The sequence below is a fragment of the Streptomyces sp. NPDC014864 genome (genome assembly GCF_043081525.1).
Lineage (GTDB): Bacteria > Actinomycetota > Actinomycetes > Streptomycetales > Streptomycetaceae > Streptomyces.
Genome location: NZ_JBIBWT010000012.1, coordinates 143,881 through 170,867, shown reverse-complemented (window position 1 = coordinate 170,867; position 26,987 = coordinate 143,881). Strand labels below are relative to the sequence as shown.

General features: G+C 73.1%; 20 protein-coding genes and 1 pseudogene. 7 read left to right on the top strand and 14 right to left on the bottom strand.

Going from position 1 to position 26,987, the window contains the following annotated elements:
• Window positions 1–21 precede the first annotated feature (21 nt).
• From pepN to ACF1A5_RS22530, 3 genes are all read right to left on the bottom strand, one after another.
• On the bottom strand, window positions 22–2,526 hold the full coding sequence (gene pepN / locus ACF1A5_RS22540) for an aminopeptidase N (RefSeq protein WP_392194643.1): 2,505 nt from the start codon (window positions 2,524–2,526) through the stop codon (window positions 22–24).
• Between the two features lie 196 nt (window positions 2,527–2,722).
• Entirely contained in the window at window positions 2,723–3,193 is a 471-nt protein-coding gene (locus ACF1A5_RS22535; protein WP_392194642.1) for a two-component system response regulator, read from the bottom strand.
• A 143-nt stretch (window positions 3,194–3,336) separates the two neighbouring features.
• The gene (locus ACF1A5_RS22530; protein ID WP_392194641.1) at window positions 3,337–3,696 is read right to left on the bottom strand and encodes a chorismate mutase; all 360 of its coding nucleotides are present in this window, start codon (window positions 3,694–3,696) and stop codon (window positions 3,337–3,339) included.
• 164 nt (window positions 3,697–3,860) lie between these two features.
• Between ACF1A5_RS22530 and ACF1A5_RS22525 the strand changes: the two genes are divergently transcribed.
• Window positions 3,861–4,760: a hypothetical protein gene (locus ACF1A5_RS22525; protein WP_392194640.1), complete on the top strand. Its 900-nt coding sequence runs from the start codon at window positions 3,861–3,863 to the stop codon at window positions 4,758–4,760.
• A 74-nt stretch (window positions 4,761–4,834) separates the two neighbouring features.
• Here ACF1A5_RS22525 and ACF1A5_RS22520 read toward each other — a convergent pair whose 3' ends face one another.
• From ACF1A5_RS22520 to ACF1A5_RS22500, 5 genes are all read right to left on the bottom strand, one after another.
• The gene (locus ACF1A5_RS22520; protein ID WP_392194639.1) at window positions 4,835–5,479 is read right to left on the bottom strand and encodes a TetR/AcrR family transcriptional regulator; all 645 of its coding nucleotides are present in this window, start codon (window positions 5,477–5,479) and stop codon (window positions 4,835–4,837) included.
• Between the two features lie 67 nt (window positions 5,480–5,546).
• Window positions 5,547–6,272, bottom strand: a complete 726-nt coding sequence (locus ACF1A5_RS22515; protein WP_392194638.1) for a vWA domain-containing protein — start codon at window positions 6,270–6,272, stop codon at window positions 5,547–5,549.
• Between the two features lie 182 nt (window positions 6,273–6,454).
• Window positions 6,455–7,918 (bottom strand): glutamate synthase subunit beta, encoded by a 1,464-nt coding sequence (locus tag ACF1A5_RS22510; RefSeq protein ID WP_392194637.1) that lies wholly within the window; start codon window positions 7,916–7,918, stop codon window positions 6,455–6,457.
• On the bottom strand, window positions 7,911–12,506 hold the full coding sequence (gltB, locus tag ACF1A5_RS22505; protein WP_392194710.1) for a glutamate synthase large subunit: 4,596 nt from the start codon (window positions 12,504–12,506) through the stop codon (window positions 7,911–7,913). The genes ACF1A5_RS22510 and gltB overlap by 8 nt, the downstream gene beginning before the upstream one ends.
• Before the next feature lie 372 nt (window positions 12,507–12,878).
• Window positions 12,879–13,610, bottom strand: a complete 732-nt coding sequence (locus ACF1A5_RS22500; RefSeq protein WP_392194636.1) for a VIT1/CCC1 transporter family protein — start codon at window positions 13,608–13,610, stop codon at window positions 12,879–12,881.
• Window positions 13,611–13,883: 273 nt separating this feature from the next.
• On the opposite strand from ACF1A5_RS22500, the pseudogene ACF1A5_RS22495 reads away from it, so the two are divergent.
• The 6 genes and pseudogenes from ACF1A5_RS22495 to ACF1A5_RS22470 form a co-directional block, all read left to right on the top strand.
• Window positions 13,884–14,849: pseudogene (locus ACF1A5_RS22495) on the top strand (ADP-ribosylglycohydrolase family protein); the annotation flags it as partial.
• 659 nt (window positions 14,850–15,508) lie between these two features.
• Window positions 15,509–16,759, top strand: coding sequence for an ADP-ribosylglycohydrolase family protein (locus ACF1A5_RS22490; protein ID WP_392194635.1), 1,251 nt, complete (start codon window positions 15,509–15,511; stop codon window positions 16,757–16,759).
• 8 nt (window positions 16,760–16,767) lie between these two features.
• The gene (locus ACF1A5_RS22485; protein WP_392194634.1) at window positions 16,768–17,943 is read left to right on the top strand and encodes an ADP-ribosylglycohydrolase family protein; all 1,176 of its coding nucleotides are present in this window, start codon (window positions 16,768–16,770) and stop codon (window positions 17,941–17,943) included.
• Window positions 17,931–19,295, top strand: a complete 1,365-nt coding sequence (locus ACF1A5_RS22480) for an ADP-ribosylglycohydrolase family protein (RefSeq protein ID WP_392194633.1) — start codon at window positions 17,931–17,933, stop codon at window positions 19,293–19,295. Before ACF1A5_RS22485 ends, ACF1A5_RS22480 begins: the two co-directional genes overlap by 13 nt.
• Before the next feature lie 37 nt (window positions 19,296–19,332).
• Window positions 19,333–20,628 (top strand): CaiB/BaiF CoA transferase family protein, encoded by a 1,296-nt coding sequence (locus ACF1A5_RS22475; protein WP_392194632.1) that lies wholly within the window; start codon window positions 19,333–19,335, stop codon window positions 20,626–20,628.
• Window positions 20,625–21,500 (top strand): HpcH/HpaI aldolase/citrate lyase family protein, encoded by an 876-nt coding sequence (locus tag ACF1A5_RS22470; RefSeq protein ID WP_392194631.1) that lies wholly within the window; start codon window positions 20,625–20,627, stop codon window positions 21,498–21,500. Before ACF1A5_RS22475 ends, ACF1A5_RS22470 begins: the two co-directional genes overlap by 4 nt.
• Before the next feature lie 130 nt (window positions 21,501–21,630).
• On the opposite strand, the gene lgt is transcribed toward ACF1A5_RS22470, so the two are convergent.
• The 6 genes from lgt to trpC all read right to left on the bottom strand — a co-directional run bounded on the left by lgt (window position 21,631) and on the right by trpC (window position 26,943).
• Window positions 21,631–22,653: a prolipoprotein diacylglyceryl transferase gene (lgt, locus tag ACF1A5_RS22465; RefSeq protein ID WP_392194630.1), complete on the bottom strand. Its 1,023-nt coding sequence runs from the start codon at window positions 22,651–22,653 to the stop codon at window positions 21,631–21,633.
• Window positions 22,654–22,758: 105 nt separating this feature from the next.
• Window positions 22,759–23,532 carry a DsbA family protein gene (locus ACF1A5_RS22460; RefSeq protein ID WP_392194629.1) on the bottom strand — a complete coding sequence of 258 codons (774 nt, stop codon included), beginning with the start codon at window positions 23,530–23,532 and terminating at the stop codon, window positions 22,759–22,761.
• A 157-nt stretch (window positions 23,533–23,689) separates the two neighbouring features.
• Window positions 23,690–24,508, bottom strand: a complete 819-nt coding sequence (trpA, locus tag ACF1A5_RS22455) for a tryptophan synthase subunit alpha (protein ID WP_392194628.1) — start codon at window positions 24,506–24,508, stop codon at window positions 23,690–23,692.
• On the bottom strand, window positions 24,505–25,788 hold the full coding sequence (trpB, locus tag ACF1A5_RS22450; protein ID WP_392194627.1) for a tryptophan synthase subunit beta: 1,284 nt from the start codon (window positions 25,786–25,788) through the stop codon (window positions 24,505–24,507). Before trpB ends, trpA begins: the two co-directional genes overlap by 4 nt.
• Window positions 25,789–25,877: 89 nt before the next feature.
• Window positions 25,878–26,087 carry a tryptophan biosynthesis modulator TrpM gene (gene trpM, locus ACF1A5_RS22445; RefSeq protein WP_392194626.1) on the bottom strand — a complete coding sequence of 70 codons (210 nt, stop codon included), beginning with the start codon at window positions 26,085–26,087 and terminating at the stop codon, window positions 25,878–25,880.
• 46 nt (window positions 26,088–26,133) lie between these two features.
• The gene (gene trpC, locus ACF1A5_RS22440; protein WP_392194625.1) at window positions 26,134–26,943 is read right to left on the bottom strand and encodes an indole-3-glycerol phosphate synthase TrpC; all 810 of its coding nucleotides are present in this window, start codon (window positions 26,941–26,943) and stop codon (window positions 26,134–26,136) included.
• Window positions 26,944–26,987: the final 44 nt, after the last annotated feature.

Genomic DNA, 26,987 nt, shown 5'->3' with positions numbered 1-26,987 from the left:
GGGCGTGCGCCGCGCCGGTGGTTATGCCTCTCGGACGCGTAGCGCGCGTGCCAGGTCGTCGAGTTGGTCGACGAGTTTGCGGCGCAGGGCGGGGATGGGGTCGGCCTCGCGCAGGCAGGTCTCGCCGAGGCCCAGGGTGTCGGCGTCGACGGCGTGCGCGGGGAAGGCGTAGCGTCCGGCGGCGTCGGCGATGGCGGGGCCGCGGCGGGCGGCGACGGCGACCGCGTCCTCGTAGTAGCGGGGCACGTACTCCCGTACGAGGTCGGCCTGTTCGGGCTGCCAGAAGCCCTGGGCGGTCGCGGTGAACAGGTAGTTCGACAGTTCGTCGGTGGCGAACATCGCCTCCCAGGCCCTGCGCTTGGACTCCGCGTCGGGCAGGGCGGCGCGGCAGCGGGCGGCGCCTTCCTGGCCTGTGGCGCTGGGGTCGCGGGCCAGTTCGGCGGCGATGGTGTCCTCGTCGGTGGCGCCGAGCGCGGCGAGCCGGGCCAGGATGCGCCAGCGCAGCTCCGGGTCGAGTTCGGGGCCGCCGGAGACGGTGCCCTCGGAGAGCCAGGCGGCGATGGTGCCGGGGCGGGCGGCGACGTCGATGAGGTGGCGTACGGCGGTCAGGCGCAGGCCCGGGTTGTCGCCGTCCTCGGTGCGGCGGATCAGGTCGCGGCACAGGTCGGTGAGGGTGGCCAGGGCGGCGGGCCGCTGGTCGGCGGGCAGGAAGCGGTCCGTGATGTGCACGGTGGCGAAGGACAGCACTCCCTGCACGACGGCGAGGTCCTTCTCCTCGGGGAGGTGGGCGGCGGCGGTGGCCAGGTAGTCGGCGGGGGCGAGGTCGCCGTCGCGCACCATGTCGCGCAGGCTGTTCCAGACGACGGCGCGGGTGATTCCGTCGGGGAGGCCGGACAGGCCGCGCAGCGCGGTCTCCAGGGAGTCCTCGTCGAGGCGGATCTTGGCGTAGGTGAGGTCGAGGTCGTTGGGGACGACGAGGGCGGGCCGGGCGCCGGGGCGTGCCGCGGGGCCGGTGCCCTGGGGGACGTCGGTGTCGTAGCGCTCGCGCAGGACGAGGGCGCGGCCGTCGCTCAGGTCGCGGTCGTAGACGCCGACGGTGACGCGGTGCGGGCGGCTGCCCTGGTGGCCGAGGTCGAGGGTCCACTCGCCGGGGCGGGAGCCGACGGCGGCGGTGAGGGTGTCGACGCCGGAGGTGCGCAGCCAGGAGTCGGCCCAGGCGTGGACGTCCCGGTCGGTGTGGTGGGCGAGGGAGTCGATGAAGTCGGCGAGGGTGGCGTTGGCGAACTTGTGGCGGGTGAAGTGGGTGTTGATGCCGGCGAGGAAGTCCTTCTCGCCGAGCCAGGCCACCAGTTGGCGCAGCGCGGAGGCGCCCTTGGCGTAGGAGATGCCGTCGAAGTTGACCATGGCGGAGGCGGTGTCGTCGACGGCTTCGGGGGCGACGGGGTGGGTGGAGGGGCGCTGGTCGGCGTCGTAGCCCCAGGCCTTGCGGGCGACGCCGAAGTCGGTCCAGGTGTCGGTGAAGCGGGTCGCCTCGGTGAGTGTCTGGTAGCCCATGTACTCGGCGAAGGACTCGTTGAGCCAGATGTCGTCCCACCACTTGAGGGTGACGAGATCGCCGAACCACATGTGGGCCATCTCGTGGGCGACGACCATGGCGCGGGTCTGCCGTTCGGTGTCGGTGACGGCGGAACGGTAGACGAACTCGTCGCGGAAGGTGACCAGGCCGGGGTTCTCCATGGCGCCCGCGTTGAACTCGGGGACGAAGGCCTGGTCGTAGGAGTCGAAGGGGTAGGGCTCCTCGAACTTCTCGTGGTAGCGGTCGAAGCAGGCGCGGGTGATGTCGAGGATCTCGTCGGCGTCCGCGTCGAGGTGGGGTGCGAGGGAGCGGCGGCAGTGGATGCCGAAGGGCAGGCCGCGGTGCTCGGTGCGCACGGAATGCCAGGGGCCGGCGGCGACGGCGACGAGGTAGGTGGAGATCAGCGGGGTGGGGGCGGCCTTCCAGCGGCCGTCGCCGAGGTGCTCGGTGACGCCGTTGGCGAGGACGGTCCAGCCTTCGGGGGCGGTGACGGCCAGGTCGAAGACGGCCTTGAGGTCGGGCTGGTCGAAGGCGGCGAAGACGCGCTGGACGTCTTCCATGAACAGCTGGGTGTAGAGGTAGGTCTCGCCGTCGGTGGGATCGGTGAAGCGGTGCATGCCCTCGCCGGTACGGGAGTAGCGCATGGCGGCGTCGACGCGCAGTTCGTGTTCGCCGGGGGCGAGGTTCTTCAGGGGCAGGCGGTTGTCGACCAGGTTCTCCGGGTCGAGGGGCTGTCCGTCGAGGGTGGCCGTGCGCAGTTCGGCGGGCTTGAGCTCGACGAAGGTGTCCGTGGCGTCCTGGCCGGCGCGCACGGTGAACCGGATGACGGTCAGGGAGTCGAAGGTCTCGTCCCCGGCGGTCAGATCGAGGTCGATCGTGTAGCGGTGGACGTCGAGGAGCTGGGCACGGGTCTGCGCTTCGTCGCGCGTGAGTACGGACATGGACGCCATGCTGCCCGATGGCACCGAGAGGGCACGAGGGGGTATCGGTGGCGTGCGCCGGGGGACGCTGGGGTTCCGTTCCGGATCGGGTCGGGCCGGGTCAAGTGAGGCCGTCGGGGCAGGCGGGGTGAGGCCGTCGGGACAGATGGGGTGAGGCCGTCGGGGCAGGCGGGGTGAGGCCGTCGGGTCGGGGCGGCGAGGGGCCCTAGGCGGGCGCTGCGGCCTCGGGGGCCCGGGTCTGCTCGGCCAGCCGGGCGCGCAGGACGCGTACCTCCTCCTCGAGCGCCTGCCGGCGCTGGTGGGCGTCGTAGAGGTAGTGGACCTTGGTGCGCAGCACCCAGGGGTCGACGGGTTTCGTCAGCAGGTCGGCGACGCCGAGGCGGAAGGCCGTCGCGGTCAGGTCGTGGTCGTAGCCGAAGCCGGTGAGGAGGATGACGGGGATGTGCCGGGTCTGCTTGAGGCGGCGCAGGTGGCGCACCACGTCCAGGCCGCTGATGCCGGGCATGCGCACGTCCAGGAGCAACAGGCCGACCTGGCCGCGCAGCACCTGCTTGAGCGCTTCGTCGCCGCTGGTGGCGCGGTCCGTCCGGTGGCCGAGCGGGGCCAGGGCGCTCTCCAGCGCGAACAGCGTGTGTTCGTGGTCGTCGACGATGAGGATCTTGGCATCCGACGGCATGGCCCGACGTCCCTCCCGCGTGGGGGACCACCAGCTTACGTCCGCGGCACTGACGGACGGTGCCCGCGGACTGACGGGCGGTGCACAGCGCAGCATGCACCCCCTGGGGGCCCGCTGTCACGACCCGTGCGGATCGTCGGAGGTCAGCGGGGTGCCGACAGGCCGCCGAGGGCGCCGTTGCCGGTGTCGTCGGCGATGCGCTCGTGGTGGCGGATCACCTCGGCGATGATGAAGTTCAGGAACTTCTCGGCGAATCCGGGGTCCAGCTTGGCGTCCTCGGCGAGGGAGCGCAGCCGGGCGATCTGGCGGCCCTCGCGGTCCGGGTCGGCGGGCGGCAGCCGATGGGCGGCCTTCAGGTGGCCCACCTGCTGGGTCGCCTTGAACCGCTCGGCGAGCATGTGGACGACGGCCGCGTCGATGTTGTCGATGCTGTCGCGCAGCCGTGCGAGTTCCTCGCGGACGGCGGGGTCGACCTCATCGGTGCCGGTGCTGCTGGTGGTCATGGGCAGCAACCCTACGGGGTGTGCGTCCACCCCGGGGGGGCGGCTGCCCGGGCGGGGGCCGGTGGCCCGGCTCGGCTGCCGGCCGGCGGGAGTCCGCGCGCGTCCGCGCAGGGGCGGATCCGCATAGAGTGGAGTGGAGTTCAGAGCGTCTTTGGGGGTCGGGCGTGGCGAACGACGGACCGGTCGAGCACGGCTACCCGCATCTGGAGACGGTGCGGGCCGCGATCACCGCGCTGTACAGACGGCTGTCGTACGACACGATCCAGACGTTCGCCGGCAGCGTGGCCCCCGCCGACGTCGCCTTCTGCGACACCGACGACCTGCATCTGGGCGCACAGCGCGTGGCCCGTGAACTGCTGCGCCACTACCGGCTGCCGGACGCCCGCCTGATCGTCGGCTTCCGCGAGATGACGCACGCGGCGAATGTGGAACTGGCGGCGGGGCCCGAGTACTTCGTCGAGCTGAACGACCGCTTCCGCACCCACCGCCGGGACATCGGCGCGGCCCTGGCCCACGAGGTGACGCATGTCTATCTGCACCGTCTGGGCCTGTCCTTCCCCGGCACCCGTGACAACGAGGTCCTCACCGACACGGCCGCGACGTATCTGGGCGCGGGCTGGCTGCTGCTCGACGCCTTCCGGGAGGACGCGGCGTCGTCGCAGAAGCTCGGCTATCTCACGCCCGAGGAGTTCGGGTACGTGCTGGCCAAGCGGGCGCTGGTCTTCGGTGAGGACCCCTCGACGTGGTTCACCAGTCCGCAGGCGTACGCGGCGTACGTCGAGGGGATGGCGCGGGCCCGTCAGGACGAGCGGCAGCCGCCGCTGACGGCGGCGGGCTGGGCGGGGCGCCGCCGGTACGCCCGGGACCGCCGGTACGCCCGGGACCACCGGCTTGAGCCGTTCGTCCAGCCGGAGACCCCGTACTCCTTCACCCCGGACGACGACGGTCCGCTGCGGGTGTCGTTCCCCTGCCCGACGTGCCATCAGCGGATCAGGGTGCCGGTGCGGGGCCGGATGCGGGCCCGGTGCGCGCTGTGCCGGACGGTGCTGGAGTGCGACACGTAGGGCCGTGCGCGTCCTGGGGTCCGCGCGGTGACCGCTTCGGCGACGCGGTGCTGGGCCACGGCGGCTTCGGCACGTCAACACCCCTGGGCGCGTACGGCGATCCCGTCCAGCACCATCGACAGGTACTGCCGGGCGATCTCCTCCGGGCTGTGCTGTCCGCCCGGCCGGTACCAGGACGCGGCGACCCAGACGGTGTCGCGCACGAAGCGGTAGGTGAGCCGGACGTCGAGGTCGGCCCGGAAGACCCGGTCGGCGGCCCCGCGTTCCAGCGTTGCCAGCCACGCCTTCTCGAACCGGCGCTGGGACTCGGCGAGGAACGCGAACCGTTCCTGGGTCACCAACTGCCGGGACTCCTTCTGGTAGATCGCGACGGCGGCGCGGTGCCGGTCGATCTCCCGGAACGACTCGGTGACCAGAGCCTCCAGGGTCTCGCGCGGCCCGAGTCCTGCGTCCAGGACGGTGCCGTAGCCGTCCCAGAGCTCGTCGAGGAAGGTGCGCAGGATCTCCTCCAGCATCGACTCCTTGGAGTCGAAGTGGTAGTAGAGGCTGCCCGCGAGCATGCCCGCGTGGTCCGCGATCGTGCGCACGGTGGTGGCGTTGTAGCCCTGTTCGGCGAACACCTCGGCGGCGGTGCGCAGAAGGTCGTGGCGGCGGTCGGCGGCGGCCGTGGCCGCGGGCTTCCTGACGGCGGTCACCTGAGGCTTCTTCTTGGTCGGCACGGGTCCATTGTCGTGCCGGGGATGCCGGTTGCCGACCGGGACGGCCTCGCCGGGGAGGTACGAGGAGTCAGGCCGGGCGCACGATGCCCTGCGCCCGCGCGGCCGCCAGCCAGGTGGGGAACTCGCCCACGAGCCGGTCGTACAGCACCGCGTCGGGCACCCGCCCGGGCTCCGTGCCCGCGTGGAAGAAGCCGGCGTTGTCGACGATCCGCTTGCCGGGCACGGCCAGTTCGTCCAGCTTGCGCAGGAAGTCGAACTGGCGGCTGCCCGGGTCGCCGAAGCCGATGAACTGCCAGAACAGCGGAAGCTTCGCCGCCTTGCACAGGTAGCGCTCCGCGGCGAGCTTGTTGATGGGGCCGCCGTCGGTCTGGAAGACGACGAGGGCGGGGTCGGTGGCGCCGCTGTCGAGGTAGTGGTCGATGACGGCGTCCATGGCCAGGTGGTAGCTGGTTTTGCCCATGTGCCCGAGTCCGGCCGCGATCCGCTCGACGCGGCCCCCGTGGCCGTCCAGCGCGATGTCGGTGACCGCGTCGATGTCCGTGGAGAAGAACACCACCGGCACCCGGCCGTCGTCGTCGAGATGCGCGGACAGTCCCAGCACCCGGTCGGCGAGCGCCTGCACGCTGCCGTCCTTGTAGTACGGCTTCATGGAGCCGGAGTAATCCACCACCAGGTAGACGGCGGCGCGCAGCCCCTCCAGGCCGTGCTTGCGCAGCGAGACTCCCGCGCTCTTGTAGAGGCTGACCAGCGCGGGCGCGGTCTCCTCGACTTTGCTCAGACTGATCGCGGCCATGGCCGGCTCCCCCTTCGATCATGGGCTGGGGGCCGAGGCTACAGGGGCCCGGGCATGCCGACGGCGCCTGCCCATCGTCCGGTCGGGGACTGGCGGGCAGGCGCCGTCTTGCGGGGTCTGGGGGGTGTCCCCCCGGATGACCCGCCCGTACGCCTTTGTACGGGACGCTTGGTGAGCGCGCGTCAGACCATCAGCGCGCGGTCCGTCGGGCGGATCGGGGCCGGCAGCTCGCTGACGCCCGTCAGGTAGCGGTCGACGCCGCGGGCGGCCGAGCGGCCCTCCGCGATCGCCCAGACGATGAGGGACTGGCCGCGGCCGGCGTCACCGGCGACGAAGACGCCCGGCACGTTGGTCTGGAAGTCGGCGTCGCGGGCGACGTTGCCGCGCTCGTCGAGCTCCAGGCCGAACTGCTCGACCAGGCCGTTCTCCCGGTCGGTGCCGGTGAAGCCCATGGCGAGGGTGACCAGCTGGGCCGGGATCTTGCGCTCGGTGCCCGGCTTCTGGGTGAGCTTGCCGTCGACGAACTCGACCTCGGCGAGGTGCAGCCACTGCACGTTGCCGTCCTCGTCGCCCTCGAAGTGGGTGGTGGACGCCGAGTAGATGCGCTCGCCGCCCTCCTCGTGGGCCGAGGTGACCTTGTAGAGGATCGGGAAGGTCGGCCAGGGCTGGCTGACCGGGTTCCGCTCCTCGTTCGGGCGGGGCATGATCTCCAGCTGGGTGACGGAGGCCGCGCCCTGGCGGTGGGCGGTGCCCACGCAGTCCGCGCCGGTGTCGCCGCCGCCGATGACGACGACGTGCTTGCCCTCGGCCGAGATCGGCGGGGCCACGTAGTCGCCCTCCTGCACCTTGTTGGACAGGGGCAGGTACTCCATGGCCTGGTGGATGCCGTTGAGTTCGCGGCCCGGCACCGGCAGGTCGCGCGCCATGGTGGCGCCGGCGGCGATCACGACGGCGTCGTACCGCTTCTTCAGGTCCGTCGCCTTCAGGTCGCGGCCGATCTCGACGCCGGTGCGGAAGCGGGTGCCCTCCGCGCGCATCTGCTCGATACGGCGGTTGATGTGCCGCTTCTCCATCTTGAACTCGGGGATGCCGTACCGCAGGAGGCCTCCGACGCGGTCCGCGCGCTCGTAGACGGCGACGGTGTGGCCGGCCCGGGTCAGCTGCTGGGCGGCGGCCAGGCCCGCCGGGCCCGAGCCGATGACCGCGACGGTCTTGCCGGACAGGCGCTCGGGCGCCTGCGGGGCGACGTCACCGGTCTCCCAGGCCTTGTCGATGATCGAGACCTCGACGTTCTTGATGGTGACCGGCGGCTGGTTGATGCCGAGCACGCAGGCCGACTCGCACGGGGCGGGGCACAGCCGGCCGGTGAACTCCGGGAAGTTGTTCGTGGCGTGCAGCCGCTCGGAGGCGGCCGCCCAGTCCTCGCGGTAGGCGTAGTCGTTCCACTCCGGGATCAGGTTCCCGAGCGGGCAGCCGTTGTGGCAGAACGGGATGCCGCAGTCCATGCAGCGGCTGGCCTGCTTGCTGATGATCGGCAGCAGGGAGCCGGGGACGTAGACCTCGTTCCAGTCCTTCGTGCGCTCCTCGACCGGGCGGGACGTGGCGACCTCGCGGCCGTGGTTCAGAAAGCCCTTCGGGTCAGCCATTGATCGCCGCCTCCATCATCTTCTCGGTGACCTCGGTCTCGGTCAGACCGGCTCGCTCGGCGGCGTCCTTGGCGGCGAGCACTGCCTTGTACGTGCTGGGGATGATCTTGCTGAAGCGCTCCACGGCGGTGTCCCACTCGGCCAGCAGCTTCTCGGCGACGGTGGAACCCGTCTCCTCCTGGTGACGGCGCACGACCTCGTGCAGCCACTGCTTGTCGGTGTCGTCCAGCGCCTCGACCGAGTCCACGTTGCCGGGGTTGACGTTGTCGCGGTCGAGGTCGACGACGTAGGCGACGCCGCCGGACATGCCGGCCGCGAAGTTCCGGCCCGTCTCGCCGAGCACGACCGCGTGACCGCCGGTCATGTACTCGCAGCCGTGGTCGCCCACGCCCTCGGAGACGACCAGCGCGCCGGAGTTGCGGACGCAGAACCGCTCGCCGGTCTTGCCGCGCAGGAACATCTCGCCGCCGGTCGCGCCGTAGGCGAGGGTGTTGCCCGCGATGACGCTGTACTCGGCGAGGTGGTCGGCCGCGCGGTCCGGGCGGACCACGATCCGGCCGCCGGACAGGCCCTTGCCGACGTAGTCGTTGGCGTCGCCCTCCAGGCGCAGCGTGACACCGCGCGGCAGGAAGGCGCCGAAGGACTGGCCCGCGGAGCCGGTGAAGGTGATGTCGACGGTGCCGTCGGGCAGGCCCGCGCCGCCGAACTTCTTCGTCACCTCGTGGCCGAGCATGGTGCCGACCGTGCGGTTGATGTTGCGGATCGCGACCTGGGCGCGCACCGGCTGGGCGTCGGCGGCGCCGGGCGCGGCGAGGGCGTCGGCGGCGAGCTTGATCAGCTCGTTGTCGAGCGCCTTCTCCAGGCCGTGGTCCTGGGGGACGACCTGGTGGCGCACCGCGCCCTCGGGCAGCTCGGGCACGTGGAACAGCGGCTCCAGGTCCAGGCCCTGCGCCTTCCAGTGGTTCACCGCGCGGGTGACGTCGAGGGCCTCGGCGTGGCCGACGGCCTCCTCGATGGAGCGGAAGCCCAGCTCGGCGAGGATCTCGCGGACCTCCTCGGCGATGAACTGGAAGAAGTTCACGACGAACTCGGCCTTGCCGGCGAACCTCTCCCGCAGCACCGGGTTCTGGGTGGCGATGCCGACCGGGCAGGTGTCCAGGTGGCACACGCGCATCATCACGCAGCCGGAGACGACGAGCGGAGCGGTCGCGAAACCGAACTCCTCGGCGCCGAGCAGCGCGGCGATGACCACGTCGCGGCCGGTCTTCAGCTGACCGTCGGTCTGGACGACGATGCGGTCGCGCAGGCCGTTGAGCAGCAGGGTCTGCTGGGTCTCGGCGAGGCCGAGCTCCCAGGGGCCGCCCGCGTGCTTCAGCGAGGTGAGCGGGGAGGCGCCGGTGCCGCCGTCGTGGCCGGAGATCAGCACGACGTCCGCGTGGGCCTTGGACACGCCCGCGGCGACCGTGCCGACGCCGACCTCGGAGACCAGCTTGACGTGGATCCGCGCCTGCGGGTTGGCGTTCTTCAGGTCGTGGATCAGCTGCGCCAGATCCTCGATGGAGTAGATGTCGTGGTGCGGCGGCGGGGAGATCAGCCCCACGCCCGGCGTCGAGTGCCGGGTCTTGGCCACCCACGGGTACACCTTGTGGCCGGGCAGCTGGCCGCCCTCGCCGGGCTTGGCGCCCTGGGCCATCTTGATCTGGATGTCGTCCGCGTTGACCAGGTACTCGCTGGTGACGCCGAAGCGGCCGGAGGCGACCTGCTTGATGGAGGAGCGGCGCGCCGGGTCGTACAGGCGCTCCGGGTCCTCGCCGCCCTCACCGGTGTTGGACTTGCCGCCCAACTGGTTCATGGCGATGGCGAGGGTCTCGTGCGCCTCCTGGGAGATGGAGCCGTACGACATGGCGCCGGTCGAGAACCGCTTGACGATCTCGGAGGCCGGCTCGACCTCGAGGAGCGGGATCGGCCGGCGGCCGGACTGGAAGCCGAACAGGCCGCGCAGCGTCATCAGGCGCTCGGACTGCTCGTTGACGCGGGAGGTGTACTTCTTGAAGACGTCGTAGCGTCCGGTGCGCGTGGAGTGCTGGAGGCGGAACACCGTCTCCGGGTCGAACAGGTGCGGCTCGCCCTCGCGGCGCCACTGGTACTCGCCGCCGATCTCCAGCGCGCGGTGCGCGGGAGCGATGCCGGAGGCCGGGTAGGCCTTGGCGTGGCGGGCGGCGACCTCCTTGGCGATGACGTCGATGCCGACGCCGCCGATCTTGGTGGCGGTGCCGTTGAAGTACTTCGCGACGAAGGCCTCGTCGAGGCCGACGGCCTCGAAGACCTGGGCGCCGCGGTAGGAGGCGACGGTCGAGATGCCCATCTTGGACATGACCTTCAGGACGCCCTTGCCGAGGGCGTAGATCAGGTTGCGGATGGCCTTCTCGGGCTCGATGCCCGGCAGGAACGTACCGGCGCGGACCAGGTCCTCGACGGACTCCATCGCCAGGTACGGGTTGACCGCGGCGGCGCCGTAGCCGATGAGCAGGGCGACGTGGTGCACCTCGCGGACGTCGCCGGCCTCGACCAGCAGGCCCACCTGGGTGCGCTGCTTGGTGCGGATGAGGTGGTGGTGGACGGCCGCGGTGAGCAGCAGCGACGGGATCGGCGCGTGCTCGGCGTCGGAGTGGCGGTCGGACAGGACGATCAGCCGGGCGCCGTTGTCGATGGCGGCATCGGCCTCGGCGCAGATCTCGTCGATGCGCGCGGCCAGTGCGTCGCCGCCGCCGGAGACCCGGAACAGTCCGGACAGGGTGGCGGCCTTGAAGCCGGGCATGTCGCCGTCGGCGTTGATGTGGATGAGCTTGGCGAGCTCGTCGTTGTCGATGACCGGGAAGGGCAGCAGGACGCTGCGGCAGGAGGCCGCGACCGGCTCGAGCAGGTTGCCCTCGGGGCCCAGCGAGGAGCGCAGGGAGGTGACCAGTTCCTCGCGGATCGCGTCCAGCGGCGGGTTGGTGACCTGCGCGAACAGCTGGGTGAAGTAGTCGAAGAGCAGCCGCGGGCGCTCGGAGAGCGCGGCGATCGGCGAGTCGGTGCCCATGGAGCCGATCGGCTCGGCGCCGGACTTGGCCATCGGCGCGAGGATGACGCGCAGCTCCTCCTCGGTGTACCCGAAGGTCTGCTGGCGGCGGGTGACCGAGGCGTGGGTGTGGACGATGTGCTCGCGCTCGGGCAGGTCGCCCAGCTCGATCTCGCCGGCCTCCAGCCACTCGGCGTAGGGCTGCTCGGCGGCGAGGGTCGCCTTGATCTCGTCGTCCTCGATGATGCGGTGCTCGGCGGTGTCGACGAGGAACATCCGGCCGGGCTGCAGGCGGCCCTTGCGGACGACCTTGGCCGGGTCGATGTCGAGGACGCCGACCTCGGAGCCGAGGACGACGAGGCCGTCGTCGGTGACCCAGTAGCGGCCGGGGCGCAGACCGTTGCGGTCGAGTACGGCGCCGACCTGGGTGCCGTCGGTGAAGGTGACGCAGGCCGGGCCGTCCCAGGGCTCCATCATCGTGGAGTGGTACTGGTAGAAGGCGCGCCGGGCCGGGTCCATGGAGTCGTGGTTCTCCCACGCCTCCGGGATCATCATCAGCACGGAGTGCGGCAGCGAGCGGCCGCCGAGGTGCAGCAGTTCGAGCACCTCGTCGAAGGACGCGGAGTCGGAGGCGTCCGGGGTGCAGATCGGGAGGATCCGCTGCAGGTCGTCCCGGTCGCCGAACAGCTCCGAGGCCAGCTGGGACTCGCGGGCCACCATCCAGTTGCGGTTGCCCTTGACCGTGTTGATCTCGCCGTTGTGCGCGACGAAGCGGTACGGGTGGGCGAGCGGCCAGCTCGGGAAGGTGTTCGTCGAGAAGCGGGAGTGGACGAGCGCGATGGCCGAGGCGAAGCGGCGGTCGGACAGGTCCGGAAAGAAGGGCTCCAGCTGGCCGGTGGTCAGCATGCCCTTGTAGACGATGGTGCGGGCCGACAGCGACGGGAAGTAGACGCCCGCCTCGCGCTCTGCGCGCTTGCGCAGCACGAACGCCTTGCGGTCCAGGGCGATGCCGGTGCTGCTGCCGTCGCTGACGAACAGCTGGCGGAAGACCGGCATGGTGGAGCGGGCGGTGGCACCCAGCAGTTCGGGGGCGACCGGGACCTCGCGCCAGCCGAGGACGGTCAGGCCCTCGTCGGCGGCGATCGTCTCGATCTGTGAGACGACGTCCGCGGTGCCGTCCTCCGGCAGGAAGGCGATGCCGACCGCGTAGGCGCCGGCCTCGGGCAGCTCGAATCCGGCCACCTCACGCAGGAAGGCGTCGGGCACCTGGGACAGCAGGCCCGCACCGTCGCCGGAGTCGGGCTCCGAGCCGGTGGCGCCGCGGTGCTCCAGGTTGCGCAGAACCGTGAGCGCCTGCTCGACCAGCGCATGGCTCGCCTCACCGGTGAGGGTGGCCACGAAGCCGACGCCGCAGGCGTCGTGCTCGTTGCGGGGGTCGTACATACCCTGCGCAGCAGGGCGAGCATCCATGAACGACCAGTTCTGGCCATTCGCGGAGTGCTGGGACGGCTGGCGCGGCGTACGCATCGGCTCTCCCGTCGTCGTCATGTGGCATGTGCTGGTGCCGAGGGACGACGTTGGCCCTCTGCGTGAGTGCAAAATTTCGTGCAGATTACATGATGGGGGGCTTCTCGGGAACCGGATAGCCCGTTCCAACATGCGGACACCACGACGTCGCGGCGGGGGTACCGCGCCCGGCGGCGGAAGCTACGGGGACCGCAGCGGACAGATCCGTGTCCTACGGCCCGGGAGAACAGGGAGAGCGGCGTCGCACGCCCCGTCGGTGCACGGCAGGCCCCATTGCCCACAGTGTTTACGGCTCATGCCCGGTGGTCATACGGTCGAAACCAGCGAGTAACGGCTACTTATGCGATCTCGCGCATAACTTCAAGCCAGGCCTTATCCTACGGCCGTCCCGAACAGGGTGCCCAGGGCGTACGTCACACCGGCCGCGGCACCGCCCAGGGCGAGCTGCCGCAGTCCGCTGTACCACCAGGACCGCGCCGTCACCTTGGCCACCACCGCGCCGCAGGCGAACAGGCCGAGGAGCGCGAGGAGCAGGGCCGGCCACAGCGCGGTGGCGCCGAGCAGGTACGGCAGTACGGGCAGCAACGCGCCCAGCGCGAACGACCCGAAGGACGACACCGCGGCGACCAGCGGGGACGGGAGGTCGCCGGGGTCGATGCCCAGTTCCTCGCGGGCGTGTATCTCCAGGGCCTGCTCGGGGTCCGCCGACAGCTGCCGGGCCACTTCACGGGCCAGCTCCGGCTGGACGCCCCGCGCCACGTAGAGGGCGGCGAGCTCGTCCTCCTCGTCCTGCGGGTGCTTGCGCAGCTCACGGCGCTCCACGTCCAGCTCCGCCTCGACCAGTTCGCGCTGGGAGGCGACGGAGGTGTACTCGCCGGCCGCCATGGAGAAGGCACCGGCGGCGAGACCCGCGAGACCGGTCAGGATGATGGTCTGCTGGCTCACCGCGCCGCCCGCGACACCGGTCATCAGGGCCAGGTTGGAGACCAGGCCGTCCATCGCGCCGAAGACCGCGGGACGCAGCCAGCCGCCGTTCACATCGCGGTGCGTGTGATTGTCGCGGTGCGCCTCGTGAAGCGTCGCCTCGGTGTCGATGATGGCCATGAAGGTCCCCCCTGGGAACTTAGGTAAGGCTGTCTTTTGGACGAGTTCTACTTTTCGACAACACTGAATCTACGTCGGAAATTTCTCCGTCGCCAGCAAGGAAAGGCTGAGCTAACCTGCACCTTTGCCTGTGGCTGCTCATCCGTGAAATGGACTGCACATATGTCGTCCGGGTGACGCTGGGGCCCGCCAGGCTGCGCGGACGACCCGGCCGGGGGACAGTTCCGCAAAGGGTTCCGTGCCCGCCACGGCGCCCTGAGAGGAGAGCCCGCGATGGGATCGACCACCTGCGTCCCCCCGGCTGCGCTCCGCGAGCGGGCGCGCGGCGCACTGCTCGGCCTCGCCGTCGGAGACGCCCTCGGGGCGCCCGCTGAGAACTTGAAGCCGTCCGAGATCCGCGCCCGCTGGGGCCGTATCACCGGCTACGTGGCCGAGTGTCCGGCCGGGACCGACGACACCGAGTACGCCGTCTTCTCCGGCCTCCTGCTCGCCCGGCACGGCTCCGCGCTCACCCCGGCCCATGTGGAGGCCGCCTGGCACGAGTGGATCGCCGACCGCGCCGAGGGTCCCTTCCGCGGCGCCGGTTTCAGCGAGCGGGGCACGCTGGAGAACCTCCGCCGGGGCCTGGCCGCGCCCGTCTCCGCCCAGCACCGGCACGCCTGGAGCGACGGACTCGCCATGCGGGCGGCGCCCTTCGGCGTGTTCGCCGCGGGCCGGCCCGCCGAGGCGGCCCGCCTGGTGGCGATCGACGGCTCGGTCAGCCACGAGGGCGAGGGGATCTACGGCGGCCAGGCGGTGGCCGCCGGGGTCGCCGCGGCCATGGCGGGCGCGCCGGTGGTCGCGGTGGTGGCCGCGGCGCTCGCCGTCGTCCCGGAGGACTCCTGGACGGCCCGGTCCCTGCGCCGGGCCGCGGCCGTCGCCCACCGCGGCGAACGCGCGGTCCGCTCCGCGGTGGTCATCGGCGGCTACCCGTGGACGGATCTGGCACCCGAGGCGGTCGCCCTCGCCTTCGGGGCGTACGCGGCCGCCGACGGCGACTTCCGGGACGCCGTGCTCACGGCCGTGAACATGGGCCGCGACGCCGACACCACGGCGGCGGTGGCCGGGGCCCTGGCGGGGGCGACCCAGGGAGTGGCCGCCATCCCGGAGGAGTGGGCGGCGGCCATCGGCCCGGCGCGCGGGAGCTGCCTGCCGTCCATGGCGGGACACCACGTCCTGGACGTGGCGGACCTCCTGATGGCACACGCCGACCCGGCCCCGGCCGGACGAAAGGCCAACCGAAGCCACGAGCTGAACGCGGCACGCCCCGGGGCCCTCGCGGACGCCGTACACGCCCGGACTCTCGCGGACGCCGTACGTCCCGGGGTGCCCGGGGACGCCGTATACGCCGGAAACCTCACGGACACCGTGCGCCCAGGGGACCTCGCGGACGCCGTACACACCCGGGCCCTCGCGGACGCCGTACGTCCCGAGACCCCCGGGGACGCCGCAGGCCCCAGGGACCTCACGGACGCCGTACAGGCCGGCGATCTCGCGGGCGCCGTGCGTCCCGGAAACCGCGCAAATACCTTGCGCCCTGGGAACCTCGCGGAAGCCCTACGTCCCGGATACCTCACGGACGCGCTAGGCCCCGGGGACCTCGCGCGGGCCACGGCACTCGTCCGGTGCGAGGTCGTCGACCGGCGCGAGGACGTCGCACGAAGGGAGGAGCTCGCACGGCACGAGGACGCTGCACGGCGCGAGGAGCTCGTAGGGCGCGAGGACGCCGCACGGCTGCAGGAGCTCGGACGGTGCGTGGAGCTCGTCCGGCGCGAAGCCGCCGCACGGCACGAGAGCGCCACCCGGCGCGAAGCCGCCGCACGGCACGAGGAACGCGTCCGGCGCGAGGAGCTCCTGCGTTGCGAGGATCCCGTGCGGCGCCAGGAGGCCCTGCTGCGTCAGGATCTCGTCCGGTCCGGCGACCTGGCGGTGGCCGACGGCCGTCGCGCCGACGGCGTCTGTCTGCTCGGTGCCGACGAGGGCGAGGCGCGGTCGTGACGCGCAGGGTGGAGGGGCTGCTGCTCGGCCTTGCCGCGGGGGACGCCGCCGGCTGGCCCGCCGCCCGGCACCGGGCCGCCCGGATGCCCGAGTGGACCCGCCGCCTCACCCGCGAGCTGGACACCTTCGCCGAGCAGAACGCGACGACCACGCTGCCCGTCCCGATCGCCCTCAACCAGCCACCGGAGCCGCTGCGCCTCGGCCCCTCCGACGACGCCGAGTGGGCGGCGTTCGCCGCGGAGGCCCTGCTGCGCGCCGGGGACGACGGCGTCCTCGGCGACCTCGGCCGGGAGCGCCGTACCCGGGCCGCGATCGATCTGACCTGGAACGCCGTGGCCAGCGAGGTCGCGGCGGCCGCCGACCGCGCGCCCGAGGTCGAGTCGGCGGTGCTGCCGCTGCGCGCCCGCATCTCGGTGCGGGCCGGTCTCGGCAACCTCGCCACCGGTCTGCGCCCGCCGGCCACCGGCCACGACAACCCCCACTACTTCGACGACGCGGCCTGCGTACGGGCCTGCGTCCTGGCCGTGGCCCACCCCGGCGACCCCCGGCGCGCCGCCGACCTGGCCGAGTTCGACGCCCGTTACACCCAGGACGGCGACGGTGTGCACGGCGCCCGGGCGATGGCGGCGGCGCTCGCCCTGGCCCTCACCGGCACCGAGGTCGAGCACTGTGTCACCGCCGCGCTCGCCGAACTGCCCGAGGCGACCGAGATCGGCCGCAACGCCCGGCACGCGCTGGCCCTCGCCCGGGACGCCGGGGGCGCGTTCGCACTGGTCCCGCCGCTGGAGCACGAGATCGTCGACCACGTCTACAGCTACGGCGTAGCCGCCGCCGAGACCGTGCCGGTCGCCCTGGCCCTCGCCACGGCGGCCGCCGGCCGGATCGCGGAGGCGGTGCCGGCCGCGGCCTGCCTGTCCCGCGTCGCCGACTCGGCCCCGGCCCTGGCGGGCGCGCTGACCGGGGCGCTGGGCGGCGGCGCCGCGATCCCGGCCGTCTGGCGGGAGGCCTGCCGCACCCTCTCCGGCTGTGCGCTGCCCCGCCTCACCGGCACCGACCTGGTGGAACTCGCCGGACTCCTGGAAGCCGCACAACCGGCCGCGCCAGGAGGATGATTCGGGGCATGACGCCCAAAGGAGAAACAAGTCGTTGCGCGAGCCTCGACGAGCGGATCACCGGTGCCCTGGTCGGCGCCGCCGTCGGCGACGCCCTCGGCGGCCCGGTCGAGGGCAACTCCCCCGACCGTATCCTCGAACGCCACGGCGGCCGGGTCCACGGCATCGTCGGCCCCTGGCACGGCGACGCCTGGCGCACCGCCCGCCCCATCGCCCCGTACCACAAGGGGGACGGGCACGTCACCGACGACACGTTGATGACGCACGCGCTGGTGAGGGTGTACGCGCGGGTCCGCGACCACCTGGACGCCTACGCGATCGCCGACCATCTGGTCCCCGACCTGATGACGAACCCGCGGTGGATCCCGGAACTGGAGGCGGAGGCGCTGCCGCTGCACCGTGTGTTCCTGGCGGAGAAGTGGCTGGTGGCCCGGCTGCACTACGGCCATGTCGACCCGCGCGAGGCCGGCGTCGGCAACATCGTCAACTGCGGGGCCGCGATGTACATGGCACCGGTCGGCCTGGTCAACGCGGCGAACCCGGCGGGCGCCTACGACGAGGCCCTGGAGATCGCGGGCGCCCACCAGTCGTCGTACGGCAGGGAGGCGGCGGCCGTCCTCGCGGCCGGGGTCGCGGCGGCGTGCGCGCCTGGTGCGACCTGGGAGTCGGTGGTCGCGGCCTGTCTGTCGCTGGCGAAGGACGGCACCCGGGCGGCGATCGAGCAGGTCTGCGAAGTGGCCTCGCGGCACACGGACTTCGAGTCGGCGCTGCGCCCGCTGCGGGAGGCGGTCGCGCCGTTCGACACGGTCGGACCGGACTACCGCACCCCCTCGCTGGGCGCCCGCCGCCCGTCGCGGCTGCACGCGATCGAGGAACTCCCGGTCGCGCTCGGCATGGTGGTGGTGGCGCGCGGAGACTGCCGGCACGCGCTGCTCGGCGCGGTCAACTACGGCCGGGACTGCGACTCCATCGCCACGATGGCGGGCGCTCTGACCGGAGCGCTCGGCTCGCCGGTCCCGGACGACTGGGCGAAGGCGGTGGCGGAGGCGAGCCGCCTGGACCTGTGGGAGCCGGCCCGGACGCTGGCCGCGGTGACCCGGGAGGTCTTCGAGCGGGACGTGCGGCGGCGCCGCGCCCACGAGGAGGCCTTCGCCGCGATCGGAGGCCCGGAATGCTCCGAGTGACCTGGGTCCAGCCGGAGGACCTCCTCGGCCACGAACTGTGCCAGGCGCGGCAGGACGGCCGCGAGCCGAAGGCGATCGCGGCCCGGTGGGCGGCGGCCGGCGGTCCCGAGGCCCCGGCGCGGGCGGGCGCGTCCCCGCAGCGGGCCTCGCGCTACCTGCGCCTGCTGGCGGAGGACCTGCTGGACGAACTCGCCGAGCTGCCCAGCAGGTTGGCGGAGGCCGAACCGACCGACCTGGACCGGATCAGGGCGCTGTGCCCCGACTGGCCGGTCGGGCCGGACCGGGCCCCGGCCGCGCGGCGCCCGGCCCTCGAGGCCGCCTGGCTCGGCCGGGCCGCCGGCTGCCTGCTCGGCAAGCCCGTGGAGAAGCTCCCCCTCGACGGCATCCGCGCTCTCGCCCGGGCCACCGGCAACTGGCCTCTGAACACCTGGTTCACCGCCCGGGGAGTGCCCGAGGACCTCACGGCGCGGCACCCCTGGAACCGCCGCTCGGCCGCCACCTCGCTGGCCGAGAACATCGACGGGATGCCGGAGGACGACGACCTCGACTACCCGGTCCTCAACCTGCTGCTGCTGGCCCGGCACGGCCGTGCCTTCACCACCGCCGACGTGGCCCGCCTCTGGCTGGACGAACTCCCCGCCGGCCGCACCTTCACCGCCGAGCGCGTCGCCTACCGCAACCTCCTCGGCGGCGTCGAACCCCCGCACACCGCCCGCCACCGCAATCCGTTCCGCGAGTGGATCGGCGCGCTGATCCGCGCCGACGTGCACGGCTGGACCAACCCCGGCGACCCGGCGGCCGCCGCCGAGCAGGCCCACCGCGACGCCACCCTCACCCACACCGCGAACGGCGTCTACGCGGCCATGTTCACCGCCGCCGTCATCGCGACCGCGATGACCGGCGGCCACGACGTGCACGCCTGCCTGGCCACCGGTCTGCGGGTCGTCCCGCCCGGCTCCCGGCTCGCCCGCGCGGTCCGGCACGCCGTACAACTGGCCGGGCGGCACGAGGACTTCGACACGGTCGTGGACGAGCTGCACGCCCTGTACTCCCCCACCCACCACTGGGTGCACGCCGTCCCCAACACCGCGCTGACCGCTGCCGCGCTCACGCATGCGAACGGCGACTTCACGGGCTCGGTCTGCCGTGCCGTGTCCGGCGGCTGGGACACCGACTCCAACGGCGCGACCGCGGGGAGCGTCGCCGCCCTGCTCGCCGGCTCCCCGGCCGCCCTCCCCGACCGCTGGACGGCACCGCTCAAGAACCGGCTCGCCACGTCCGTCGGCGACTTCAACGGCACCGGCTTCGACCACCTGGCCCAGCTCACCCATCTGGAGGCGTCCCGCCCATGACCGCCCTCGTCGTGCCCGGCGCACCGCGGCACGCCTCATGAGCACGCCCCGCACCGGGCCGCCCGAACCCGCCGCCCCCGGACCCGCGGCACCCCCCCGACCCGCCGCACCCGGGCCCACCCAACCCGAACCCGGCGTGCCCGGGCCCCCCGCGCCGCTGGCCGGCCTGCGCGTCCTCGAGCTCGCCACCCTCTTCGCCGGACCGATCGCCGCCACCATGCTCGGCGACTTCGGCGCCGAGGTCGTCAAGGTCGAGCACCCGGCCAAGCCCGACCCCTCCCGCGGCCACGGACCGGCGAAGAACGGGGTCGGCCTGTGGTGGAAGCTGCTGGGCCGCAACAAGCGCACCATCACCCTGGACCTGTCCCGGCCGGGCGGCCGCTCCACCCTGCTGCGGCTCGCCGCCACCGCCGACGTCGTCATCGAGAACTTCCGCCCCGGCACCCTGGAGAAGTGGGACGTCGGCTGGCCGGAGCTGTCGGCGGCCAACCCGCGCCTGGTGCTCGCCCGGGTCACCGGGTTCGGCCAGTACGGCCCCTACGCGCACCGTCCCGGGTTCGGCACCCTCGCCGAGGCCATGAGCGGCTTCGCCGCCATCACCGGCGAACCGGACGCGCCGCCGACCCTCCCGCCGTTCGGCCTGGCCGACTCGATCGCGGGCCTGGCGACGGCGTACGCGGTGATGACCGCGCTCGCGGCCCGGGAGCGGACCGGCGCGGGCCAGGTCGTCGACATGGCGATCATCGAGCCGATCCTGACCGTCCTGGGCCCCCAGCCCACCTGGTACGACCAGCTCGGCTACGTCCAGCCCCGGACCGGCAACCGCACGGAGAACAACGCCCCGCGCAACACCTACCGCACCAGTGACGGCACCTGGGTCGCCGTCTCGACGTCGGCCCAGTCGGTGGCGGAACGGGTGATGCGCCTGGTGGGCCGGCCGGAGCTGATCGAGGAGCCGTGGTTCACGACGGGCGCCGGGCGGGCCGCGCACGGCGAGGTCCTCGACGAGGCGGTCGGCGGCTGGATCGCCCGGCACACCCGCACCGAAGTGCTGGCCGCCTTCGAGAAGGCGGAGGCGGCGATCGCGCCGGTCCAGGACGTCCGGGACGTGATGGCCGATCCGCAGTACCGGGCGCTGGGCACCCTCACCACGGTGGAGGACCCGGAACTGGGCCGTCTGCGGATGCAGAACGTCCTCTTCCGGCTCTCCGCGACCCCCGGCGCCATCCGCTGGGCGGGCCGCCCGCACGGCGCGGACACCGAGGCGGTCCTGACCGAACTGGGCCTCACCGCACGGGAGCTGGCCGCCCTGCGTGCGGAGGGCGCGCTGTGACGGCCACCGGACCCTTCCCGCTCACCTGGCTGTACGCCCCCGGCGACCGGCCGCACGTCGTCGCCAAGGCGCTCGGCTCCGGCGCCGACGTGGTGGTCGTCGACCTGGAGGACGCGGTCGCCCCCGAGCGCAAGGAGTACGCCCGTGCCGCCACGGCCGAGCTGCTGGCCGAGCCCCCGCCGGTCCCGGTGCACGTCCGCGTCAACGCCGTCGACGGACCGCTGGCGGGCCAGGACCTCGACGCGGTCGCGCCGCTGCCGGGGCTCGCCGGGCTGCGGCTGCCGAAGGTGAGCTCCGCCGCACAGGTGGTGCGCGTCGCGGAGCGGGCGGGGTCCGGGGGAACGCCGGAGGGAGAGGCGCACCCGCCGCCGGGCTGCGGTGCGGGGCCCCCGCTGTACGCGCTCCTCGAAACGGCCCTGGCCGTCGAGCACGCCTACGCCATCGCCTCCGCGCACCCGTCCCTGCGGGGCGTCTCGATCGGCGAGGCGGATCTACGGGCCGACCTGGGCATACGGAACGACGCGGGCCTGGACTGGTCCCGCGCCCGCGTGGTCGTGGCGGCACGGGCGGCGGGCCTCGCCCCGCCGACGCAGTCCGTGCACCCCGACATCCGGGACCTGGAGGGGCTGGCGGCCTCCTGCGCCCACGGCCGCACCCTGGGGTTCCTGGGCCGGGCGGCCATCCACCCCAGGCAGCTCCCCATCATCGAGCGCGCCTATCTGCCGACCGACCGCGAGCTCGAAGAGGCCGAGACGATCGTCAAGGCGGCCACCACCCAGCAGGGCGCCCAGGCACTCCCGGACGGCCGCTTCATCGACGCGGCGGTGGTGGCGGCGGCCCAGCGCACCCTGAGCCTGGCCCGCCGCCGCTGACCGGCCCGGCCGCCCGCCCACCCCGGCTTCGTGGCCCGCGTCCGCCCCTCGCCGGTCGCCGCCACGTACGGGCGAGGGCGCCCGGAAGGTTCCGGGCGCCCTCGTCGGCTTGGGGAACAGAGCCGTACGGTCAGCTCTTCTTCGCGGACTCCGCCCCGTCCTTCACTTCCGCCTGCACGTCCGTCTTCGCTTCCGCCTCCGCGCCGGGCGAACCGGGCTCGGCGGTGTCGGCGGGGCCGTCCGCGGCGGAGGTGTCGTCGGCCCCGGTCTTCCCGGCGGCCGGTGCGGCCTGCCCGGCGGCGGGTTCGGCCGCCTCGGGCGCCGTCTCAGCCTCGGACGCCCCGGGCTCCACCTCGGTCTCCCGGCCGGGCCGCTTCCGGGCGGACACCACGATGTACACCACCGCGAGCAGGAAGACGATCAGCGCGGTCCAGTCGTTCAGCCGGAGGCCGAGGATGTGGTGGGCGTCGTCCACGCGCATGTACTCGATCCAGCCGCGGCCGACGCAGTACGCGGCGACGTACAGCGCGAAGGCGCGGCCGTGGCCCATCCGGAAGCGGCGGTCGGCCCAGATGACCAGCAGGCCGACGCCGATGCACCACAGGGACTCGTACAGGAACGTCGGGTGGTAGTACCCGGGCACCCGGCCGTCCGCCGACGACGTGATGCGCAGCGCCCACGGAACGTGCGTCTCCCGGCCGTACAGCTCCTGGTTGAACCAGTTGCCCCAGCGGCCGAACGCCTGCGCGAAGGCGATACCGGGGGCGACGGCGTCGGCGTACGCGGGCAGCGGGATGCCGCGGCGGCGGCATCCGATCCAGGCGCCGAGCGCGCCGAGCGCGACCGCGCCCCAGATGCCGAGGCCGCCCTCCCACACCTTGAAGGCGTCCACCCAGTTGCGGCCCTCGCTGAAGTACAGCTCGTAGTCCGTGATCACGTGGTAGAGCCGGCCGCCGACGAGGCCGAACGGCACGGCCCAGACCGCGATGTCGGCCACCGTGCCGGCGCGCCCGCCGCGGGCGATCCAGCGCTTGTTGCCGAGCCAGACGGCGACGAAGACGCCGATGATGATGCAGAACGCGTAGCCGCGCAGCGGGATGGGGCCGAGGTACAGCACACCGCGTGACGGGCTGGGAATGTAGGCAAGTTCCATGGCAAGGTCGACGCTACCGCAGCCGGCCCGGGCCGGGGCCGGGCGGCCCGGCTACGGCTCCGTAACAGGAGGTGCCGCACGGCGGCATCGCCCGCCGGCGCGCGCTCATCCCCGACCGGCCGCCTCGACCAACTGCTTCAGCTTGGCCGGGGTCATCGTGCGGTCCTGGCTGATGTTCTTGCCGTTCAGCAGGACGGTCGGGGTGCCCGAGAAGCCGCCGGCCTGGAACGCCTGGTGGGACTTGTCGACCCAGGCGTCGTGCGTGCCCTTGGTGACGCAGGTGCGGAAGGCCGGGGTGTCCAGGCCGCCGACCTTGCCCGCCAGGGCGAGAAGCTTGGCGTTGTCCGCGTAGGCGTCCTCGGTCTCCTTGGGCTGGTTCTCGTACAGCACGTCGTGGAAGGCGGGGAACTTGCCGGCGTCCTGGGCGCAGGCCGCGGCGTTGGCCGCGCGCAGCGAGCCGGTGCCGCCGAGGTTGCCGTCGATCAGCCGGACCAGGTGGTACTCCACTTTCAGCTTGCCGGAGCCGGTCAGCTCGTGGATCGTCGGGCGGTACGCCGCCTCGTAGGCCTGGCAGGCCGGGCAGCGGAAGTCCTCCCAGACGGTGAGCGTCGATCTGGCGCCGTCCTTGCCGACCGGGACGGCGAGGCTGTCCTTGCCCTGCGCTCCCGAGGGCGCCACCACCGGGCCCGCGCTCGGGCCCTTCTTCTTTCCGGAGTTCGCGGCGATCACGCCGATCACCGTCGCCAGGCCCAGGACGCCGACGACGGCAGCGGCCACGACGAGCGTGCGCCGCCGCTTCTCCGCCGACTTCTGCTTCTCGCGCTCGACCGCCAGCCGCTCGCGGGCGGCGCGCTTTCCGTCACGGTTCTTCTCGCTCACACCCCCAGAACGAACCGGGGAGGCGCATTGCGCCTCCCCGGTCCCAGGTCCACTCGTTCGGGTGACCGATATTTCCGCTGTGCCGGTTCGGGCCCGGTCGGGACCGGCCGGGACCGGCCGGGACCCGCAGGCCAAGGGCCCGGCTCGGGCCCGGCGGCTACGCCTGTCCGCGCACGCCCCGGGCCAGCTCGCCCGCCAGCGTGCGGACGGCCTCGACACCGGCCGCCGGGTCCGGCGCGTCGAGCATCCGCTTGACGAAGGCCGAGCCGACGATCACGCCGTCGGCGAAGCCGGCGACCTCGGCGGCCTGGGCCGGGTTGGAGACGCCGAGGCCGACGCAGACGGGCAGCCCGGTGCCGGTGGCCCGGGTGCGCCGGACCAGGTCCTGCGCCTGCGCGCCCACCGACTCGCGGGTCCCGGTGACGCCCATCAGCGAGGCGGCGTAGACGAACCCGGAGCCCGCCACGGTGATGTCGGCGAGCCGCTCGTCCTTGCTGCTGGGCGCCACGACGAAGACCGTCGCGAGGCCGTGCTTCTCGGCGTGCTCCCGCCACAGCGCGGACTCCTGGACGGGGAGGTCCGGCAGGATGCACCCGGCGCCGCCCGCCTCCGCGAGCTCGGCGGTGAAGCGCTCGACGCCGTAGCGGTCGATCGGGTTCCAGTAGGTCATGACGAGCACCGGCCTGCCGGTGGCCTCGTGGGCCTCGCGCACCGTGCGCATCACGTCGGCGATCTTGACGCCGCCGCGCAGGGCGATGTCGTCGGCGGTCTGGATGACGGGCCCGTCGAGGACGGGGTCGCTGTGCGGCAGCCCGACCTCGACGACGTCTGCGCCGCCGTCGAAGGCGGCCTTGACCGCCTCGATGCCGCCGTCCACGGTCGGGAAGCCCGCCGGGAGGTAGGCGATGAGGGCGGACCGCCCCTCCGCCTTCGCGGCGGCGAGGGTGTCCGTCAACAGCTGGAGGTTGCCGCTCACTTGGCGTCCCCCTCGATCTCGGCGGTGTCGGCCTGGTCGGCGGCCACCTCGGCGTCGGTGTCGTACAGGCCGAAGTAGCGGGCGGCGGTGTCCATGTCCTTGTCGCCGCGGCCGGAGAGGTTGACCACGATCAGCCCGTCCGGGCCCAGCTCGCGTCCGACCTCCAGGGCGCCGGCCAGCGCGTGGGCGCTCTCGATGGCCGGGATGATGCCCTCGGTGCGCGACAGCAGTCGCAGGGCCTGCATGGCTGCGTCGTCCGTGACTGCGCGGTACTCGCCGCGGCCGGAGTCCTTGAGGTAGGAGTGCTCGGGTCCGATGCCCGGGTAGTCCAGACCGGCCGAGATCGAGTACGGCTCGGTGATCTGGCCCTCCTCGTCCTGCAGGACGTAGGAGCGGGAGCCGTGCAGGATGCCGGGCTCACCCGCGGTCAGGGTGGCCGCGTGCTCGCCGCTGTCGACGCCGTGCCCGGCGGGCTCGCAGCCGATGAGCCGGACCCCCTCGTCGGGGATGAAGGCGTGGAACAGGCCGATGGCGTTGGAGCCGCCGCCGACGCAGGCCACGGCGGCGTCGGGAAGGCGGCCGGCGCGATCCAGGAGCTGACGGCGGGCCTCCACGCCGATGACGCGGTGGAAGTCGCGGACCATGGCCGGGAAGGGGTGCGGGCCCGCGACGGTGCCGAAGAGGTAGTGGGTGTGGTCGACGTTGGCGACCCAGTCGCGGAACGCCTCGTTGATGGCGTCCTTCAGGGTGCGGCTGCCGGACTTCACCGCGACGACCTCGGCGCCGAGCATCCGCATCCGGGCCACGTTGAGCGCCTGCCGCCTGGTGTCGACCTCGCCCATGTAGATGGTGCAGTCGAGGCCGAACAGGGCGCAGGCGGTCGCGGTGGCGACGCCGTGCTGTCCGGCGCCGGTCTCGGCGATCACGCGGGTCTTGCCCATGCGCTTGGTGAGCAGCGCCTGGCCGAGCACGTTGTTGATCTTGTGCGAGCCGGTGTGGTTGAGGTCCTCGCGCTTGAGGAAGACGCGGGCGCCGCCGGCGTGCTCGGCGAAGCGGGGGACCTCGGTGAGCGCGCTCGGGCGCCCGGTGTAGTTGGCGAGCAGGTCGTCGAGCTCGCGGGCGAAGGCGGGGTCGGTCTTGGCCTTGTCGTACTCGACGGCGACCTCGTCCACGGCGGCGACGAGCGCCTCGGGGATGAACTTGCCGCCGAACGCGCCGAAGTAGCCTCCGGCGTCGGGGACCCGGCCCTCGGGGTCGGGAAAGAAATACTCGCTGGGCATGCGGAAACCTCACGGTGAGTGTGCTGGATACCAGTCGCCGTGGGGGCGGGGGCGTCAGCGGCCGTCCGGCCGCCGGTGGCGTGTCGCGTTCACGCGGCTCGGCCGCATGACGGGCGCTGCCCCGCGCCCCTCCCGGGGCGCCATCGCATGCCGTTCACCTGGCCCGGCTCGTCGCCGATGACGTACCGCACCCGGCGCCCGTGCACGCGCCGTGCGGGCGCGCGGCAGCCCCGGGGCCGGCAGCCGCGCGCGAGGCGGGCGTACGGGTCCCGGGCGGACACGGAGGGCGGGAGGGTCATCGCGGTCATTTTACCGGCGTACGGTTCTCGGCTGGTCCGGCACGCGTCAGTCCCGTCCGTGCCGCAGCGCCGGGTGCGCCCCGGCCGCCACCAGGTCGGCCACCGCCGCCTTGGGGTCGCGGCCGGTGACGAGGGACTCGCCGACCAGGACCGCGTCGGCGCCCGCGTTGGCGTAGGCGATGAGGTCGTGCGGGCCGCGGACACCGGACTCGGCGACCTTGACGATGTGGTCGGGGATCTCCGGGGCCACCTGCTCGAAGGTGTCGCGGTCGACCTTCAGGGTCTTCAGGTTGCGCGCGTTGACGCCGATGATCTTGGCGCCCGCGTCCGCGGCGCGCGCCACCTCGTCCTCGTCGTGCACCTCGACGAGCGGGGTGAGGCCGATGGACTCCGCGCGCTCGATCAGCGACTCCAGGGCCGGCTGGTCGAGGGCTGCGACGATCAGCAGGGCGAGGTCGGCGCCGTACGCACGGGCCTCCCAGAGCTGGTACGACGTGACGATGAAGTCCTTGCGCAGCACCGGGATGTCGACCCGGGCGCGCACGGCCTCCAGGTCGGCCAGCGAGCCGCCGAAGCGGCGCTGCTCGGTGAGCACGGAGATGACGGCCGCGCCGCCCGCCTCGTAGTCCGCGGCGAGTCCGGCCGGGTCGGCGATCGCGGCCAGCGCGCCCTTGGACGGGCTGGAGCGCTTGACCTCGCAGATGACCTTGACGCCGTCGCCGCGCAGGGCCGCGACCCCGTCCTTGGCCGCGGGGGCCTTCGCCGCGCGCTCCTTGAGCTCGTCGAGGCTGACGCGCGCCTGCCGCTCCGCGAGGTCGGCACGGACTCCGTCGATGATCTCGTCGAGCACACTCACGCGAGCGGCCCCCTTTCAGACGGTTGACTGTTCAAGCGGGTCTG